Here is an 18,961-nt window from a genome sequence, read left to right on the forward strand (position 1 = left end):
TCTACTTCGGGTTCCGCTCGGCCCACGCGACGAGCCCCCGTAGGGCCCGGAACCAGGTCTCGGCGAGATCCTGGACCGTGTCACGCGGCAGCAGTCCTTCCAGATACGACCAGTGCGCGGCCAGCACCGGCCCGTCCGCCCGGTCCTCGGCCACCACGTTGATCTCCAGCGCGTGACCCTCCCGCATCGAGTCCTCCGACCCGATGTCCGCCGCGTCCTCCTCCGGCGCGTACGACCAGTCCGTCTCCTCCGGGATGCCGAAGCGGCCCAGGTAGTTGAACTCGACGCGCGGCGGCTCGTAGGCCGCCAGCACCTCGCGGGTACGGGGGTTGAGGTGCCGCAGCATCCCGTAGCCCACCCCGTTCGCGGGCAGCGCCGCCAGGTGCTCCCGCACCCGGCGCACGGCCTCGGCCGCCGCCGGGCCCCCGGCGAAGGCCTCGGCGGGGTCGGCCGGTCCCGGATCCAGCCGGACCGGGTAGACGCTGGTGAACCAGCCGACCGTACGCGACAGGTCGATGCCGTCGCCGCCCAACTCCTCCTCGCGGCCGTGCCCTTCGAGGTCGACGAGAACCGAACCGTCCCCGCTGCCGTCCCGGCGCCGCCGGTCCGCGAAGGCGAGCGCGAGCCCGGCGAGCAGGACGTCGTTGACGGCGGCGCCGAACGCGGCGGGCACCGCCGACAGCAGGGGGCCGGTGTGCTCGGCGGGCAACCGGAGGACGACCTCGCGCCGGGTGGCGCTGGTGTCGCGGTCGGGGTCGCGGTCCCGGGACAGCGGCAGGGAGGCCGCGCCGTCGGCGAGAACCGCCTCCCACACGGGGAGTTCGGCCTCCCGCTCGGGCCGCTGGGCCAGCTCCGTGAGCAGCCTCGACCAGCGGGCGAAGGAGGTCTCGACGGGCAGCAGCCCGACGGGCCGTCCGGCCGACACGTCCTGCCAGGCCGCCGCGAGGTCCGGCAGCAGCACCCGCCAGGACACACCGTCCACGACGAGGTGGTGGCCCATCAGCAGCAGTCGTCCCGGGGCGTCGCCGGCGTCGAACCACACGGCCCTGACCATGATTCCGGCATCGGGGTCGAGCAACGCCCGTGCCGCGACGGTGTGTTCCCGTACGGCCTCGCCGAGCGCGGTCGCGTCCAGACCGCGGACGTCGACCCGTTCGAGCCAGTCGGCCGGGTCGACCGTGCCGACGCGCGGCACGTGCAGCGACCACTGCTCCGTGTCCTCGGCGGAGGGCCGGACCAGTGTGGCCCGCAGCAGGTCGTGCCGGTCGGCGAGCGCCCGCAGTACGGCGGTCAGACCGGGCAGGTCCAGGGCCGCCGGAGTGCGGACCAGGGCCGCCTGGTGGTAGGAGGCGAAGGGGCCGCCCAGTTCGCGCAGCCAGTGCATGACCGGGGTGAGCGGCACCGTGCCGGTGCCGTCGTCCGCCGGGCGCGACGCCGAGACGTCGGCCGCCTCGGCGACCGTGCCCAGCGAGGCCGGCGTGCGGTGCCGGAAGACCAGCCTCGGGCTGATCCTCAGTCCCGCCGCGCGGGCCCGGCCCACGAGCTGCATGGCGACGATGCTGTCACCGCCGAGGGCGAAGAAGTCGTCGTCCGCACCGACCCGTTCGAGCCCCAGGACCTCCGCGAAGACCGTGCACAGCACCTCCTCCACGGGCGTCGAGGGTGCTCGTCCCGAGGACAGCGCGGAGAAGTCCGGCGCGGGCAGGGCGGACCGGTCCAGCTTGCCGTTGGCCAGCTGGGGGAACCGCGCCAGGGCGACCACGGCCGCCGGGACCATGTGGTCGGGGAGCCGTCCGGCGACATGGGCGCGCAGCGCCGCCGGGTCGGGCACACGACCCGGGGCCGGCACCACATGGGCCACGAGCAGCTTGCGCGACCCGTCCTGATGGACCGTCACCAAAGCCTGAGCGACCTCTGGATGGGCGGTCAGCGCGGCCTCGATCTCGGCGGGCTCGATCCGGAAACCGCGGATCTTGACCTGGTCGTCGGCGCGGCCGAGGTAGTCGATCCGTCCGTCGCCGGTCCAGCGGGCCAGGTCGCCGGTGCGGTACAGCCGTGATCCGGCCGGACCGAACGGGTCGGCCACGAACCGCTCCGCCGTCAGACCCGGGCTGCCCAGATAACCCCGGGCGAGACCGCCACCCGCCAGATACAGCTCACCAGGGACGCCGGGCGGCACCGGCCGCAGCCGGTCGTCGAGGACGTACGCCCGGGTGCCGGCCACCGGCCGCCCCACGAGCGGCCGTTCGCTGTCGCGGACGCGTCCCACGAGGGCGTCCACGGTCGACTCGGTCGGCCCGTACAGGTTGAACGCCTTGGTGCCCGGCAGTTCGGACAGCCGCTCCCACAGGGCGACGGGCACCGCCTCGCCGCCCACGCCGACGACCGCGAGCGGGCAGTCGCCGCCCCGCAGCAGCCCGCTGTCGGCCATCTGCGCGAAGAACGACGGCGTGACCTCCAGGAAGTCGAAGCGGTGCCGGAGCACGGCCTCGGTGACCAGCTCCGGGTCGCGCCGGACCTCCTCCGACAGCACATGCACGCAGTGCCCGTCCAGCAGCCACAGCTGCGGCTGCCAGGACGCGTCGAAGAAGAACGACCAGGCGTGACCGACCCGCAGATGGCGCCGCCCGGCCGCCTCGATCGCGGGCGCGTACAGCGTCTCGCGATGGCTGTGGAAGAGGTTGCCGAGCGTCTCGTGGGTGATCACGACACCCTTGGGGCGGCCGGTCGAGCCCGAGGTGTAGATGACGTACGCCGGGTGGCGGGGCGTCAGCGGGGCACGGCGGTCTGCGTCGGTGAGGTCGGCCGGGTCCTGGGCCGCGAGCCGCTCCCGGATACCGGGATCGTCCAGCCGCAGCGCGGCGATGCCGGGCGGCAGTCCGGTACCGGACTCGCGGGTCGTCAGGGTGAGGACCGGACCGGCGTCGGCGAGGACGTCGGCCGTACGCTCGGCCGGGGCGTCCGGGTCGAGCGGCAGATACGCCGCTCCCGCCTTGTGCACCGCGAGGACGGCCGTGAGGAAGTGCGCGGTGCGCGGCAGCGCGAGCGCGACGAACCGTTCGGGTCCGGCGCCCGCCTCGACGAGCAGCCGGGCCAACCGGTTGGCGTCCGCGTTGAGTTCGGCGAAGGACAGCTCCACACCGTCGGAGGCCGCGGCGGGCAGGTCGCCGTGGCGGTGCGCCCGCTCCTCGAAGAGCGCGGGCACCGTGGTGGGCCCACCGGCGACCGGCGTGCTGTGCCAGCCGCCGACCAGCCGGACCCGCTCGTCCGGGGCGAGGATGTCGATGCCGCCGAGCGGGGTGTCCGGATCGCCCGTCACGGCGCGCAGGACGCGCCGCAGCCGGTCCGCGAACGACTGGGCGGTGGCCGGGTCGAACAGATCGGCGCTGTACTCCAGGACGCCGTCCACGCCGGTGCCGTCGCCGCGCTCGACGAAGTCGAAGGACAAGTCGAACTTGGCGGTCGTCTGCGGCACGTCGTCCCGGCGGGCGGTCAGCCCGGCCAGGCCGGACAGCCCCGTCTCGTCGCCGGAGGCGAGATACACGACCATCACCTGGAACAGCGGGTGACGGGCGAGCGAGCGGGCCGGGTTGAGCACCTCCACCAGCCGCTCGAAGGGCACGTCCTGGTGGTCGAAGGCGGCGAGGTCCGCCTCCCGGACACGCCCGAGCAGCTCCCGGAACGTCGGGTCCCCGGAGGTGTCGGTGCGCAGCACCAGCGTGTTGAGGAAGAACCCGACCAGGTCGTCCAGTCCCGCGTCGGTGCGACCGGAGATCGGGCTGCCGATGGGGATGTCGTCGCCCGCGCCGAGCCGGGACAGGAGCGTCGCCACGGCCGCTTGGAGCACCATGAACACACTGACCCCGCTTTCCCGGGCCAACCCGTCCAGCGCGGCGGCGAGTTCGGCGTCCAGCGACAGATCGGCGGAGCCGCCCCGGTAGGTGGACTCCAGCGGACGCGGCCGGTCCACGGGCAGCGCCAGCTCCTCGGGCAGCCCGGCCAGCGCCTGCTTCCAGTACGCGACCTGCCGTGCCGCGAGACTGCCCGCGTCCTTCTCGTCGCCGAGGACGTCGCGCTGCCACAGCGTGTAGTCGGCGTACTGGACCGGCAGCGGCTCCCACTCGGGCGCGCGCCCGGCCGTCCGGGCGGCGTAGGCGAGCCCGAGGTCCCGGTGCAGCGGTCCCTCGGACCACTCGTCCCCGGCGATGTGGTGCAGGAGCAGCAGGACGGTCCACTCCTCCTCGCCGGTGCGGAACACATGGACCCGCAGCGGGAGTTCACGCTCCAGCGCGAAGCCGTACGCGCCGGCCTCCGCCAGCAGCTCGGGCAGCAGCTCGTCGTCCGTGTCGACGACCTCGAACGGGACCCGGACGTCCCCCGGCGCCAGGACCAGCTGGTGGGCCCGGCCCTCGTCTTCGGGGAAGACCGTGCGCAGCGTCTCGTGCCGGACGACCAGATCGTGCACGGCCGCCCGCAGCGCCTCGACGTCCAGCGCGCCCGTCAGCCGCCAGGCCGAGGGGATGTTGTACGTCGCGCTGGGGCCCTCCACCTGGTACAGCACCCACAGACGCTGCTGGGCGGAGGACAGCGGCAGCCGCTCGGGGCGCTCCCGGACCGTCAGCGCCGGGCGGGCCGTACCCGCCGCGTCCGCCGTGTCGGCCAGCCGCCGCGCGAGCCGGGCCACCGTGGGCGCGTCGAACACCGTGCGCAGCGACACCTCGGACCCGAAGGCGGCCCGGACCCCGGCGACCAGCCGCATGGCCAGCAGCGAATGGCCGCCCAGGGCGAAGAAGTCGTCGTCGACGCCGACCCGGTCCACGCCCAGCACCTGCGCGAACAGACCGCGGAGGATCTCCTCCCGCGGACTCCCCGCCCGGCCGGCGCCGGCGCCGCCCGCCGTGAAGTCGGGCGCGGGCAGCGCGCGCCGGTCCAGCTTGCCGCTGGACGTCAACGGCAGCGCGTCGAGGACGACGACCGCAGCGGGCACCATGTGCTCGGGCAGCGCGGCGGCGATGTGGGCCCCCAGGAGCGCCGGGTCGGCGGCCCCTCCCGCGGCGGGGACGACGTACGCGACGAGCCGCTGGTCGTGGGGGACGACGACCGCGTGGGCGACGGACCCGTGCCGCGAGAGCACGGCCTCGACCTCCCCGGGCTCGACGCGCACACCACGGATCTTGACCTGGTGGTCGGTGCGGCCGAGGAAGTCGAGCGTGCCGTCGGGCAGCCAACGGGCCAGGTCGCCCGTCCGGTACATCCGCGCGCCCGGCCCGCCGTACGGGTCCGCGACGAACCGCTCGGCCGTGAGCCCGGGACGGTCGAGGTAGCCCCGGGCGAGCTGGACGCCCGCCAGATAGAGCTCGCCCGCCACACCGGGCGGCACCGGCCGCAGCGCCGCGTCGAGGACGTAGGTCCGGGTGTTCCACACGGGACGCCCGATCACCACCCGGTCGGCCCCGGGCAGGACCCGGCCGGCCGTGACGTCGACCGAGGCCTCCGTCGGCCCGTACAGGTTGTGCAGCTCCGCCGGGAGCACCTCGTGGAAGCGCTCGGCCACCGCCGGCGGCAGCGCCTCGCCACTGCACATCACCCGGCGCAGACCCGTGCAGCGCACGGCGGTCGGCTCCTCCAGGAACACCTGGAGCATCGACGGCACGAAGTGCGTGGTGGTCACGCCCTGCTCACGGATCACCCGGGCCAGATACGCCGGGTCCCGGTGGCCGTCCGGCCGGGCGACCACCAGCGCGGCGCCGGTGATCAGCGGCCAGAAGAACTCCCACACCGACACGTCGAAGCCCGACGGCGTCTTCTGCAGCACCCGGTCGTCGGGACCGAGCCCGTACGCGTCCTGCATCCACAGCAGCCGGTTGACGATGCCCTCGTGCGGCACGACGACCCCCTTGGGGCGGCCGGTCGAACCGGAGGTGTAGATCACGTAGGCCGGGCTCGCCGGGTCGTGCCCGGTGGGGAGTTCACCCTCGGGGCCCTGCGGCAGCGCCTCCTCGACGACGCACACCGGCCGGGCCTCCTCCAGCATCAGCGCCCGCCGATCCCGTGGCTGGTCCGCCTCCAGGGGCAGATAGGCGCCACCGGCCCGGTGCACCGCCAGCAGGGCGACCACCAGGTCCACCGAACGCGGCAGCGCCACCGCCACCGTGCGCTCGGGACCCACGCCCATCCCGGCCAGCACCCGCGCGGTCCGCTCGACCCGCTCGTCCAACTCCGCGTACGTCAGGCGCTGTTCGTCGTGCACGAGCGCCAGGGCGTCGGGGGTCCGCCCCACCTGGGCGCGGAACAGCTCCGGCAGGGTGGTCGCGGGCACCTCGCGGCCGGTGTCGTTCCACCGGACCAGCACCGACTCCCGCTCGGCCTCCTCCAGCACCTCCAGCTCCCGGACGGGCGTGTCCGGCGCGTCGGCGACCTGCTCCAGCAGCCGCGCCAGCCGCCCGGCCGTACGCCGGGCCGTCTCGTCGTCGTAGAGGTCGAGCGCGTACTCCAGCAGCAGGGTGAGACGGTCCCGTCCCACCTCGTCGACGAAGGTGAAGTGCAGGTCGAACTTGGCCATGCCGGTGTCCATGTCGAACCACTCGGTCGGCATGCCCAGCACGTCCGGGTCGCCGTCGGGCCGGTAGTGGTAGCCGAGCATCACCTGGAAGAGCGGGTTGCGACCGGTGACCCGGCGCGGGTTCACGGCCTCCACCACGTGGTCGAACGGCAGATCCTGGTGCTCGAACGCTTGGAGCGCCGACTCCCGCACCCGGCCCAGGAGCTGAGTGAATGTCAGGTCGGACCGGCCGTCCGCGGCGTCCGACAGATCGGTGCGCAGCACCAGCGTGTTGACGAAGAAGCCGACCAGGTCGTCGAGCGCGTCGTCCGTACGTCCCGCGATGGGGGCCCCGAGCGGAATGTCGTCCCCGGCGCCCAGCCGGTGCAGCAGCGCCGCCGTGGCCGCCTGGAACAGCATGAACATACTGGTGTTCGTGGCGGCGGACAGCTCGCGCAGCGCCCGCCCGGTGGCGGGGGACAGCTCCAGACGCACCTTGCCGCCCCGCCCGGTGGGCGCGTCCGGCCGGGGCCGGTCCTGGGGCAGCGACAGCTCCTCGGGCAGCTCCCGCAACGTGTCGGTCCAGTGGGCGAGTTGAGCCGCACTGACCTGCCCGAGCAGTGCGTCCTGCCAGAGGGCGTAGTCGGCGTACTGCACCGGAAGCGGCGCCCACCCCGGCGCGTGGCCCGCGGCCCGTGCCCGGTACGCGGTGGTGAGATCGGCGAGGAAGGGCCGGTCCGACCACTCGTCGGTGGCGATGTGGTGCAGGACCAGTGCCACCACGTGCTCGGCGGGTCCGAGCCGCAACACCTCCGCGCGAATCGGTAGTTCGGTGCTCAGGTCGAACGGCCGCCGCTGTGCCGCCTCGATCCGGCTCGCCAGGTCCTCCTCGCTGGCCTCGGCGACCTGGAAGGCGGGTTCGGCAGCACCTGGAGCCACGATCCACTGGTAGGGCTCGCCGTCCTCCTCCAGGAAACGGGTGCGCAGAGCCTCGTGACGGTCCGTCACATCACTGAGGGCCGCCCGCAGCGCGTCGAGGTCCAGCTGGCCGCGCAGCCGGAAGACGAGGGGGAAGTTGTAGGCCACCCCGCCGCCGGTGAGTCGCTCCACCAGCCACAGCCGCCGCTGCGCCGCCGACAGTGGGACGCGCGCGGGCCGCTCGGCGCCCGTCCGCAGAGCGGGCCGCGTGGGACGTCCGGTGCCCGCCCGCAGCGCCAGCGCCTCCGGGGTGGGCGCCTCGAACAGGTCACGGATGGCCAGCTCGGCGCCCAGGTCGGTGCGGGCGCGGCTGATCAGCCGGGTCGCGAGCAGCGAGTGGCCGCCCAGGTCGAAGAAGTTGTCCTCGGCGCCGGTGCGGGGCAGCCCCAGCACCTCGGCGAAGAGCCGGCACAGCACCTCCTCGACGGGGGTGCGCGGGCCGCGCCCGGCCGACAGGGCGACCGCCGGCTCGGCGTCCGGCAGGGCGCGCATGTCCAGCTTGCCGTTGTCGTTCATCGGCAGGCCGGGCAGTACGACGAACGCGGCGGGCACCATGTAGCCGGGCAGCCGCTGTCCGAGGTCGTCGCGGAGCCGCCGGACGAGCGCGGTGTGGCCGCGTCCGGCCGCCGGGGTGTTGGCGTACGGAGCGGCGGCGTCGCGGTCGGCGCGCGGCCGGTACAGGCCGGCCGTGCGGGCGGTGTCGGTGCCCGGCACGAACACGGCCTCGTAGGCGCCGGGTTCGGCGGACCAGGTGGTGAGCAGCCGGTAGCCGCGCGCCGCCGCGGTCTCCCGCAGATCCTCCGGTTCCACGCCCGTCGCGGCGACGGGCGACGGGCGGCCGGTGTCCAGGGCCCGCAGCCCGGCGAGGTCGCCGGCCGTACGGGCGTCCGGGACGCCCCGCACCCGCAGCGGTCCGCCGCCGTCGAGCCGGGCGAGGAGCGCGTCCCGTCCGGTCCAGTCGACGGCCGGGACACCGTCCAGCGAGAGGCCGGCGGCTCCCTCGTAGAGCACCACGTCGTACCGGTAGCGGGTCAGCTCGTTGTGGTGGCGGCCCGCCTTGGTGCGCAGGTCCACGCCGACACCGAGCGTGGTGAACCAGTCCGGGTCGACGAGGAGTTCCTTCTCCAGCGCCAGGCCCCGCTCCACGGCCCGGCGCAGGGCCTCGGGCTCGGTGTCCGCGTCGGCGCGGGCGGCCTGGATGCCGGACTGGAACACCCGGGCCTGCCGCAGGTCGCGGACGTCACCGAGGAACAGGGCACCGCCGGGCGCGAGCAGGCCGAGGGCGCCCCGGATCACCTGGTGGAGGTGGTCCAGGCTCGGGAAGTACTGGACGACGGAGTTGATGACGATCGTGTCGAAGAACCCGGTGGGCAGGCCGTCGGTCACCTCGGCCGCCTGGCAGCGGAGTTCGACCTTGCCGGCCAGCAGCGGGTCGCCGGCCACGCCTTCGGTGAGCTTGCGGATCACGGGCGCTGCGAAGTCGGTCGCCCAGTACGCCTCCGCCTCGGGTGCGAGTTTCGACAGCAGCAGACCCGAGCCGACGCCGATCTCCAGGATGCGGCGTGGCCCCAGCTCGCGGATGCGTTCCACGGTGGCCTCGCGCCACTCCCGCATGTGTTCCACGGGGATCGGCGTGCCGTCGTAGGAGCTGTCCCAGCCCGCGAAGTCCTCGGTGAACAGGGCGGTGCCGATCTCGGTGTACTCGGCGGAGTAGATCTCCCGCCACTCACCGATCTGCTCCCGCTCGGCCGAGTCCCGCGCGTCCTGGTCGAGTTCGGCGGGAACGACGTAGCCCACGAGCCGCTTCGTACCCGGTGCCGAGGTGTCGTCGCGGGCGATCACGGCCGCCTGGGACACCTCGGGGTGCTGGGTGAGCGCGGTCTCGATCTCGCCCAGCTCGACCCGGTGGCCCCGGATCTTGACCTGGTCGTCGGTACGGCCGAGGAAGTCCAGGTTGCCGTCGGCGCGCCGGCGTACCAGGTCGCCGGTGCGGTACATGCGCTCACCCGGCAGCCCGTAAGGGTCGGCCACGAAGCGCTCGGCGGTCAGGCCCGGCCGGTCGAGATAGCCGCGCGCCAGACCGACACCGGCGATGTACAGCTCGCCCGCCACCCCGTCCGGCACCGGACGCATCCAGGTGTCGAGAACGCGGGCCCGGGTGGCGCGGATCGGCCTGCCCACGGTCGGGGTCGCGCTGTCCTCCGTGCCGCCGCCGAGGGTGTTGATCGTGTACTCGGTCGGGCCGTACAGGTTGTAGCCGTACGTGCCCTCGGTGTCCCGCAGGGTGTTCCACACCGTCTCGGTGACGGCCTCGCCGCCGAGCAGCACGAGCGGCGGCCGGTGCCCCTCCAACAGGCCCTCCTCGATGAGGAGATGGGCGTAGGTGGGGGTCACGTTGACGACGTCGACCCGGTGTTCCTCGCAGTACGCCACCAGCGCGGTCGCGTCCCGCCGCAGCTCCTCGTCGCAGATGTGCACCTCATGCCCCTCGACGAGCCACAGCAGCTCCTCCCAGGACATGTCGAACGCGAACGACACGGTGTGCGCGATCCGCAGCCGCCGGCCGCCCGCCGACGCGATCGCCGGCGCGAAGATCTCCTTCTGGTGGTTGAGCTGCATGTTCGTCAGACCGATGTACGGCGTGACGACACCCTTGGGGCGGCCCGTGGAGCCCGAGGTGTAGATGACGTACGCCGGGTGGTCCAGGCTGAAGGAGACCGACACCGGGCCCGCCGGGAAGGCGGCCAGCTCGGCCGCCACCGCCGGGTTGTCGAGCAGGACGCGCGGCGTGTCGCCCGTCAGCGTCCGCGACACGGCCTCGGTGGACAGCAGGAGCAGCGGCCGGGCGTCGGCGAGCATCAGCGACAGCCGGTCGGCGGGGTGGTCCAGCTCCAGCGGCAGATACGCCGATCCCGTGCGCAGCACCGCGAACAGCGCCACCACCATGTCGATCGAGCGCGGCAGGCCGAGCGCGATCACCTGCTCCGGTCCGGCGCCCCGCGCGAGCAGCAGCCGGGCCATCCGGTCGCAGCGCGCGTCGAGTTCGGCGTACGTCAGGGTCCGCGCGCCGAAGACCAGGGCGGTCGCGTCCGGGGTGCGGGCGGCCTGGGCGGCCAGCATGTCCGCGACCGTCTCGTGCGGAACGGGCTGCCGCTGCTCGGCCTCCTCGCGGGCCAGCGCGGCGGCCTCGGCCGGCAGCAGGGCGTCCAGCGAACCGACGGGAGCGGTCGGGTCCGCGACCAGCCGGTCGACCAGCAGCACGAAGCGGTCCAACAGGCCCTGCGCGTACGTGTCTTCCAGCAGGTCGGGCCGGTAGGCCAGGGTCACCCGCACCCGCTCGCCGGGGGTCACCACCAGGTTCGCCGGATAGTGCGTGGCGTCCACATTGGCCACGGCCGTCGCGCCGTGCCGTGCGCGCAGCTCGGCGAGCCGCTCGTCCGTGTCGGCGTTGCGCAGCACGAACAGCGTGTCGAACAGCCGCCGGTGGCCTGTCTCGGCCTGGAGCACACCGAGGCCCAGGTACTCGTACGGCATGACCTCCAGCCGCTCACCCTGGACCCGGCGCAGCAGGTCCAGGACCGGCTCGCGCGGGTCGAAGGCGATGCGCGCGGGCACCGTGTTGAGGAACATGCCGATGACGTTCTCGACGTCCGGCACCTCGCTGGGCCGCCCGGCGACCGTCGTACCGAAGGCGATGTCGGTGCGGCCGGTCGCGCCCGCCAGGACCAGACCCCAGGCGGCGTTGAGCACGGTGTTGAGGGTCAGACCGTGGGCGCGCGCGGTGTCGCGCAGCCGCCGCGCGACCGCCGCGTCCAGCACGGCGTCCAGCTGCCGCGGGATCACCGGCTCCCGGCCCCGGTCGGAGGCGGCCGGCACCAGCAGCGTCGGCTCCTCGAAGCCGGACAGGGCCGCCCGCCAGGCGCGGGTCGCCCCGGTGTCGTCCTGCCGCTCCAGCCAGGTCAGGTAGTCGCGGTACGAGCCGGGGCGGTCCAGGCCCGCCGGGTCGCCCCCGCTCTCGTACAGCGCGAACAGCTGGTCCAGGAACAGCCAGGCCGACCAGCCGTCCCACAGGATCAGATGACGGCCGACGACCAGCCGGTCGCCGCGCTCCGCACCGAGCCGCACCAGCAGCATCCGGAAGAGCAGGGGGCGGGTGAGGTCGAACCGCTCCGCCCTCGACTCCTCCAGCAACTCGCCCATCCGCAGGTCCTGTTCGGCCGCCGGGAGCCCCGCCAGATCCACTTCCCGCAGCGGGACGTCGGCGTCGCGCACGATGAACTGCACCGGCTGGCGCAGCCCCTCGCTGGTGAATCCGGCACGCAGGCTGGGGTTGCGGCCCAGCAGCGTACGCACGGCGGCCGACAGCCGCTCGGCGTCGACGCGTTCGGCGAAGTCGAAGGACTCGTGGACGGTGTAGACGTCCAGGGAGCTGTCGTCGAAGTTCGAGTGGAAGAACAGGCCCTCCTGGAGCGGGGCGAGGGGCCACACGTCCTCGATCCGGCCCGGCGCGAGCCGCTCGACGCGTTCCCGCTCCTCCTCGGTCAGCGTGAACGCGGACTCGGCGGGACCCTCCCCGGCGGCCGACTCGTCGAGGCCCGCCGTCGCCGCGAGCGCCGCAGGCGTGCGGTGCTCGAACACCTCGCGTGGGCCGATCACCAGACCCGCGCGGCGGGCCCGGCTGGAGACCGCGATCGAGCTGATGCTGTCACCGCCGAGGTGGAAGAAGTCGTCGTCGACCCCGACCTCGGGGAGCTTCAGCACGGCCGCGAAGATCTCGACGAGCACCTGCTCCCGGGGGTTGCCCGGGGCCCGGGTGACGGTGCCGCGCACGGCCCGCGGGGCGGGCAGCGCGGCCCGGTCCAGCTTGCCGCTCGGGGTGAGCGGCAGCGCGTCCAGGGCCACCCAGGCGCTCGGCACCATGGGGGAGGGGAGGGCGCCGCCCAGGGCCTCGCGCAGGCCGTCCACCTCGCTGGTGTCTGCGGCGGGCACGACGTACGCGACCAGGGTGTCGTCCCGTACCGTCACGGCGGCCTGCGCCACCTCCGGCAGCCGCACCAGCGCGGCCTCGATCTCGCCGAGCTCGATCCGGTTGCCGCGCAGCTTGACCTGCCGGTCCGTACGTCCCAGGTACTCGATCACCCCGTCCGCGCGTCGCCGGACCAGGTCACCGGTGCGGTACATCCGGCTGCCGGGCGGCCCGTACGGGTCGGCGGTGAACCGCTCGGCGGTCAGCGCAGGCCGGGCGTGGTAGCCGCGGGCGAGCTGGACGCCCGTCAGGTACAGCTCGCCGGGGACGTCGTCGGGGACGGGCCGCAGACAGGTGTCCAGGACCCGGAGCCCGGTGTTCCACACGGGCCGCCCGATGGGCACGGACGCGCCGGTCGGCTCCTCGTCGGAGACATACGGGTGGTACGTGACGTCGACGGCCGCCTCGGTCGGGCCGTAGAGGTTGTGCAGCGGCACACCCGTCAGCGCGTGCCAGCGGCTCGCGGCGGTGACCGGGAGCGCCTCGCCGCTGCTCAGCACGCGGCGCAGCGACGCCGACCAGGTGGGGGCGCCGGTGACCTCGTCGTGTCGGAGGAAGGCCTCCAGCATCGACGGCACGAAGTGCATGGTCGTGATGGACCGCGCCCGTACGAGTTCGGCCAGATAGGCGGGGTCGCGGTGGCCGTCCGGGCGGGCGAGCACCACGGTCGCGCCTTCGAGGAGCGGCCAGAAGAACTCCCAGACGGACACGTCGAAGCTGGAGGGCGTCTTCTGCAGCACCCGGTCGTCGGGGCCGAGCCCGTACTCGCCCTGGGCCCACGCCAGCCGGTTCACGACGGCCCGGTGGGTGACGACGACACCCTTGGGCAGTCCGGTCGAGCCGGAGGTGTAGATCAGGTAGGCGGGATCGTCGGGGCGAGCCGGGGCACCGCTGCCGGCGGGGGAGGCCTCGGTCGGCGCGCTGTCGGCGGCGTCCAGCAGCAGGACGGAAGGAACGTTCCCCCCGGCGGACCGGCTCGCTCCGGGCAGTCGGGCGGCCGTCGCGGCGAGCGTGACCACCGTCGTGGCGCCCGAGTCGGCGAGCATGTGCGCCACCCGGTCGGCCGGGTAGTCGAGGTCCACCGGCAGATAGGCGGCGCCCGACTTCAGGACGCCCAGCAGTGCCACCATCAGCTCGGCCGAGCGCGGCACGGCGACCGCCACGAACGCCCCCGGGCCCGCGCCCCGGCCGCGCAGCCGTACGGCCAACGCCTCGGCGCGCGCGTCCAGTTCGGTATAGCTCAGCCGCTCGTCCTCGAAGACGACGGCCGTCGCGTCCGGTGTCCGGGCGACCTGCGCGGCGAAGCCCTCCGCCAGGGTGGACTCCGGGGTGACGCGTTCCTCTCCGGCGGGGTGGGCCCGCAGGGCCTCGTCGGGGGAGAGCAGTTCGACGGAGGCGGCGGCCCGGTCCGGTGCCTCGGCGATGGCCTCCAGGACGCGGACCAGCCGGTCGCCGAGGGCACGGACGGTGTCGCCGTCGAGGCGCTCGGCGTGGTGCTTCAGGCGCAGGTCCAGCCGCCGACCGGGCTTGACGACGAGGGCGAGCGGATAGTGCACCGCGTCGTGGAAGGCGTCGCCGGTGATGCGTACGGTGCCCGAGGCGTCCCCGAGGTCCGACTCGGCGGGGTAGTTCTCGAACACGACGAGGGTGTCGAAGAGTTCACCGGAGCCCGCGTGCCCGGTGAGCCGCTGGATCTCGGCGAGGCCCAGGTGCTGGTGGTCGAGCAGCCGGGCCTGTTCCTCCTGGAGGCGCGCGAGCAGGGTCCCGAGGGACTCGCGGGGTGTCCAGCGCAAGCGTGTCGGAAGGGTGTTGATGAACAGGCCCACCATGGAGGCGATGCCGTCGACCTCGCCGTCGCGCCCGGAGACCGTGGTGCCGAACACCACGTCGTCCCGGCCGGTCAGCCGGCCCAGCAGCAGACCCCAGGCGCCCTGCACCACCGTGCCGAGGGTGACACCGTGCTCACGGGCCCGCTCGGCGAGCCGCGCGGTGGTCCGCTCGGACAGCTCCACCCGGACGTGCTCCGGTCGCACGGGTGCCCCGTCGGCCGGGGGGCCGACCAGCCGCGTGGGCTCCTCCAGCCCGGCGAGCGCGTCGCGCCAGACCTCGCGTGCCGCCTCACGGTCCTGCTCGGCGAGGCGGCGCAGGAAGCCGCGGTAGGGGGCGACCTCGGGCAGCGCGGGCGCGTCGGTGCCGTAGTACGCCATCAGTTCCCGGTGCAGCACCGGCAACGACCAGCCGTCCGCGACGATGTGATGGAACGTCAGCAGCAGTCGGCTGCGCTCCTCGCCGAGCCGGACCAGGGCGCAGCGCAGCAGCGGCGGCGCGGCCAGGTCGAAGCCCCGGGCCCGCTCGTCGGCGGCCACCGCGTCGCCCAGCGACTCGCGGACCTCGCCGTCCTGGGACGAGAGGTCGACCTCCCGCCAGGGCAGTTCGGCGTCCCGCGTGATGATCTGCACCGGGGTGCCGTCCGGGCGCTGGCGGAACGCGGCCCGCAGCGGCGCGTGCCGGTCCAGCAGGCGCTGCGCGGCCCGGCGCAGCACGTCGGCGTCGACCGGTCCGGCGAGGTCCAGGACCTGCTGGACGACATAGGTGTCCCCGCCGGCGCCGCCGGTGAGGGCGTGAAAGAAGAAGCCTTGCTGGAGCGGGGTGAGCGGCAGCAGTTCGGCGACGGGCAGCGGATGTGTGCCCTGGATCTCGGCGAGTTCGGCCGGGCCGACCTCGATCAGGGGCTCGTCGGCGGTGTGTTCGGCGACCCGTTCGACGGCGGCCTCGGCCAGCGCCTCGACCGTGCGGTGCCGGAAGACGTCACGGGTGGTGAGCCTGAGACCCGACTCCCGGGCACGGATGAGGAGTTGGATGGCGCTGATGCTGTCGCCGCTGAGCGCGAGGAAGTCGTCCTCGGCGGTCACCGCGTCCAGGCCGAGCACCTCGGCGTACAGCGCGCACAGCAGCTTCTCGCGCGTGGTGCGCGGCGCCCTTCCGGAGCTCATCGTGGTGTAGTCCGGGGCCGGCAGCGCTCGCGCGTCGATCTTGCCGCTGGGGGTGACGGGCAGGGCGTGCAGCGGGACGAACGCCGAGGGGACCATGTGGTCGGGCAGCCACTCGGCGGCGTGCCCGCGCAGGGTCCGCATCAGCGCGGCCACGTCACGGAAGGGCGCGGGTCGGTTGGCGCGCGGATGGACACCGGCTGTCCGGTACAGCGGGCCGAAGGGGCCGGCGAGGACGAATACGGCGTCGAACGCGCCGTCGTCGGCGTTCCCGTTCCAGGTGAGCGCCACCCGGTAGCCGTGCTCGGCCGCCAGCGCGTGCAGGTCCTCGGGATCGGCTCCGCCCGCCGCCTGCCTGCTGCTGCCCTCAAGCCGTCGCAGGTCTGCCAGGTCGTCCGCGAGGCGCGCGTTGGGCACACCGGTGACGCGGAGCCCGTCCGGCCGCCCGGCGAGCAGATCCGCCAGTCCGCCGAGGCCGCCCACCTGCGACCAGTCGGCCTCCGCCATCTCCCGGGCCGCCGTCGGAGCCCCCGGGCGCAGTACCACGTCGTAGCGGTAGCGGCTCAGCTCGTTGTGGTGCGCGGCCCGCTTGAGACGGATATCCGCGTCGAAACCGTCGAGTGCGGCGAAGAAGTCCGGGTCGAGCAGGAGCTCGCCCTCCCAGCGCACCGACCGCTCGACGGCCGCCCGCAGCGCGCTCTTGTCGTCCTCGTCACCGCCGGTCGCCCGACGGGTCTCCACGGCGGCGCGCAGCGTGCGCAGCAGACGCAGGTTGCGGACGTCGCCGACGAAGATCCGGCCACCGGGGGCGAGCAGCCCCGACACCTGACGCAGCACGTCGGCGAGGTACTCCCCGCCGGGGAAGTACTGGGCGACGGAGTTGATGACGACGGTGTCGAAGTACCCCTCCGGCAGGCCCTCGGTGTCGTGGGCGGGCGCGGTTCGCAGCTCGACCTTCGCGGCCAGCTCCGGATCGGTGTCGACCTGTGCGCGCAGGGCCGCCACGGCCTCGGCCGAGAGGTCGGTGCCCCAGTAGGCCTCGCAGTCCGGCGCGATCCGGGACAGGATCAGCCCGCTGCCGACACCGATCTCCAGCACCCGCCGGGCCGGGCCGAGTTCACGGATCCGCTCGACGGTCGCCGCGCGCCACTCGCGCATCTCCTCGACGGGGATCGGCGTGCCGTCGTACATGCTGTTCCAGCCCGCGAAGTTCTCGCGGAGGCCGGATCCCCCGGATCCGCCGGATCCATGAGAACCCTCGGATCCCTGAGAACCCTCGGCGCCCTCGGTGCGCGAGTCCTCGGAACCGGCCGCCCCGTAGAGGAGTTCGTGCAGCTTCTTCCACTCCTCCACCCGTGCGTCCGGGTCCGCGTCACGCGGTGTGTCGAGGGCCGGGACGACATAGGCGGCGAGACGGCGGTCGCCCGGGCGGTCCTCACGGACGACGACCGTGACCTGGTCGACGGCCGGATGGCCGCGCAGCACCGACTCGATCTCGCCCGGCTCGATACGGAAGCCGCGGATCTTGACCTGGGCGTCGGCGCGCCCCAGGAACTCCAGCCGCCCGTCCGCCCGCCAGCGCACCAGGTCACCGGTGCGGTAGAGCCGCTCGCCGGGCTCCCCGAACGGGTCGGCGACGAACCGCTCGGCGGTCAGGTCCGGCCGCCCGAGATAGCCCCGCGCCAGGCCCGCGCCGCCCAGGTACAGCTCGCCGGTGACTCCGGCGGGCACCGGCCGCAGGAACGCGTCCAGGACGTACGCCCGTGTCCCCGGGTCGGGCACCCCGATCGGGACGATCGCCCCGGCCGGGATGTCCGGATCGCACAGCCCGAGCGTGGAGTTGGTGGTGGCCTCGGTCGGGCCGTAGGCGTTGAACATCATCCGCCCGCGCGCGTACCGGCCCACCAGCTCGGGGGAGACACGCTCGGTGCCCGCCAACAGGGTCGCGGTGGGCGGCAGTTCGATGTCCTCGGGCATGGCAGCCAGCAGCGCCGGCGGCAGGATCATGAAGGTGATGCCATGCGCGTTCGCGTAGTCGGCGAGCGGCGCCCCGGGCACCCGGCGCTCCGCCGGGACGACGACCAGCCGGCCGCCGGACAGCAGTCCGAGGCACAGGTCCCAGAAGGCGACGTCGAAGCTGGGTGAGGCGAACTGCAGCACCCGGCTGTGCGGGCCGATCCCGAACCGCTCGCTCTGCGTGGCCACCAGCTTCGCCACACCGCCGTGGGCGAGGACGACACCCTTGGGGCGGCCGGTCGAGCCGGAGGTGTAGATCACATAGGCGGCGTTGAGAACCGTGAGGGGCGCCCCCCGGTCCGCCTCGGTCGGGTCGTGGACCGGGCGGCCCGCCAACTCGGCCGCCGTGGCGGGCGAGTCCAGCTCCAGGACGGTCATCCCCCGCACCGGGTCGGGGAGGTCGCGCGCGGTCTCGGCGGTGGTCACCATGCAGACGGGCCGTGCGTCGCCCAGCATGTACGCGATGCGGTCCGCCGGGTAGTCGTGGTCGATCGGCAGATAGGCGGCGCCCGACTTGAGGACGGCCACCTCGGCCACGATCAGCTCGGCGGACCGCGGCAGCGCCAGCGCGACGATCCGCTCGGGACCGGCACCCCGCGCCATCAGCGCGTGCGCCAGGCGGTTGGCACGTTCGTCCAGTTCGGCGTAGGTGAGTTCCTCGTCCTCGAAGACCAGCGCCACGGCCTCGGGGCGCCGGCGCACCTGCTCGGCGAACATGGCCGGCCAGGTGTCCGCCGGCACCGAGTGCGCGGTCGCGTTCCAGTCGAGGACGACCTGCTCGTACTCGTCCCGGGACATCAGGTCCAGCCGGGCCACCGGCGTCCCGGGCCGGGCCACGGCGTCGGCGAGCAGGGTGCGGTAGTGGCCGAGCAGCCGCTCGATCGTCGTGCCGTCGAAGAGGGCGGGGGAGTACGACGCGCGGGCCGTGTCCCCGTCCACCTCCAGCAACACGTCCACCGGCGCCGGGAGTTCACCGGCCGGGCGGTCGGCCGTGCCGAACGCCGTGTTGCAGAACAGCCCGCCGCCCCGCAGAGGCCGGGGGCGCAGCTCCTCCACCAGCAGGCCGACCGGCACCCGGTGGGTCTCCGCGTCCTCCCACGCCTCGGTCACCCGCCGCACCAACTCGGCGAACGTCGGCTCGTGTGCGACGGACACCCGCAGCGGGAGCCCGCCATGACCGACCGTCAGGTCCGTCGCCCCGGTGTAGCGGTGCAACAGCGCGACGAACGCCGCGAGTCGGACGGTGTCGGGGGCGTCGGGGAGGTCCGGAACCGTCCGCGCGTCCCGTTCGGGCAGCGGATGTGGCGGATGCGGCCGGTCGGCGGGCAGCGAGATCTCGAGCGGGAGCGGTGTCAGCAACCGCCGCCAATGGGACAGAACTTCCTCGGAACCGCACACAGCCGCGAGCCT

At 74.0% G+C, this 18,961-nt stretch carries 1 protein-coding gene; it reads right to left on the reverse strand.

Annotated elements, in window-relative coordinates; translation table 11 throughout:
• Window position 1: 1 nt before the first annotated feature.
• Window positions 2–18,949: an amino acid adenylation domain-containing protein gene (locus tag ACZ9QC_RS40720; protein WP_472921951.1), complete on the reverse strand. Its 18,948-nt coding sequence runs from the start codon at window positions 18,947–18,949 to the stop codon at window positions 2–4.
• Window positions 18,950–18,961 lie beyond the last annotated feature (12 nt).

It is taken from the genome of Streptomyces sp. HUAS MS02, assembly GCF_055702265.1.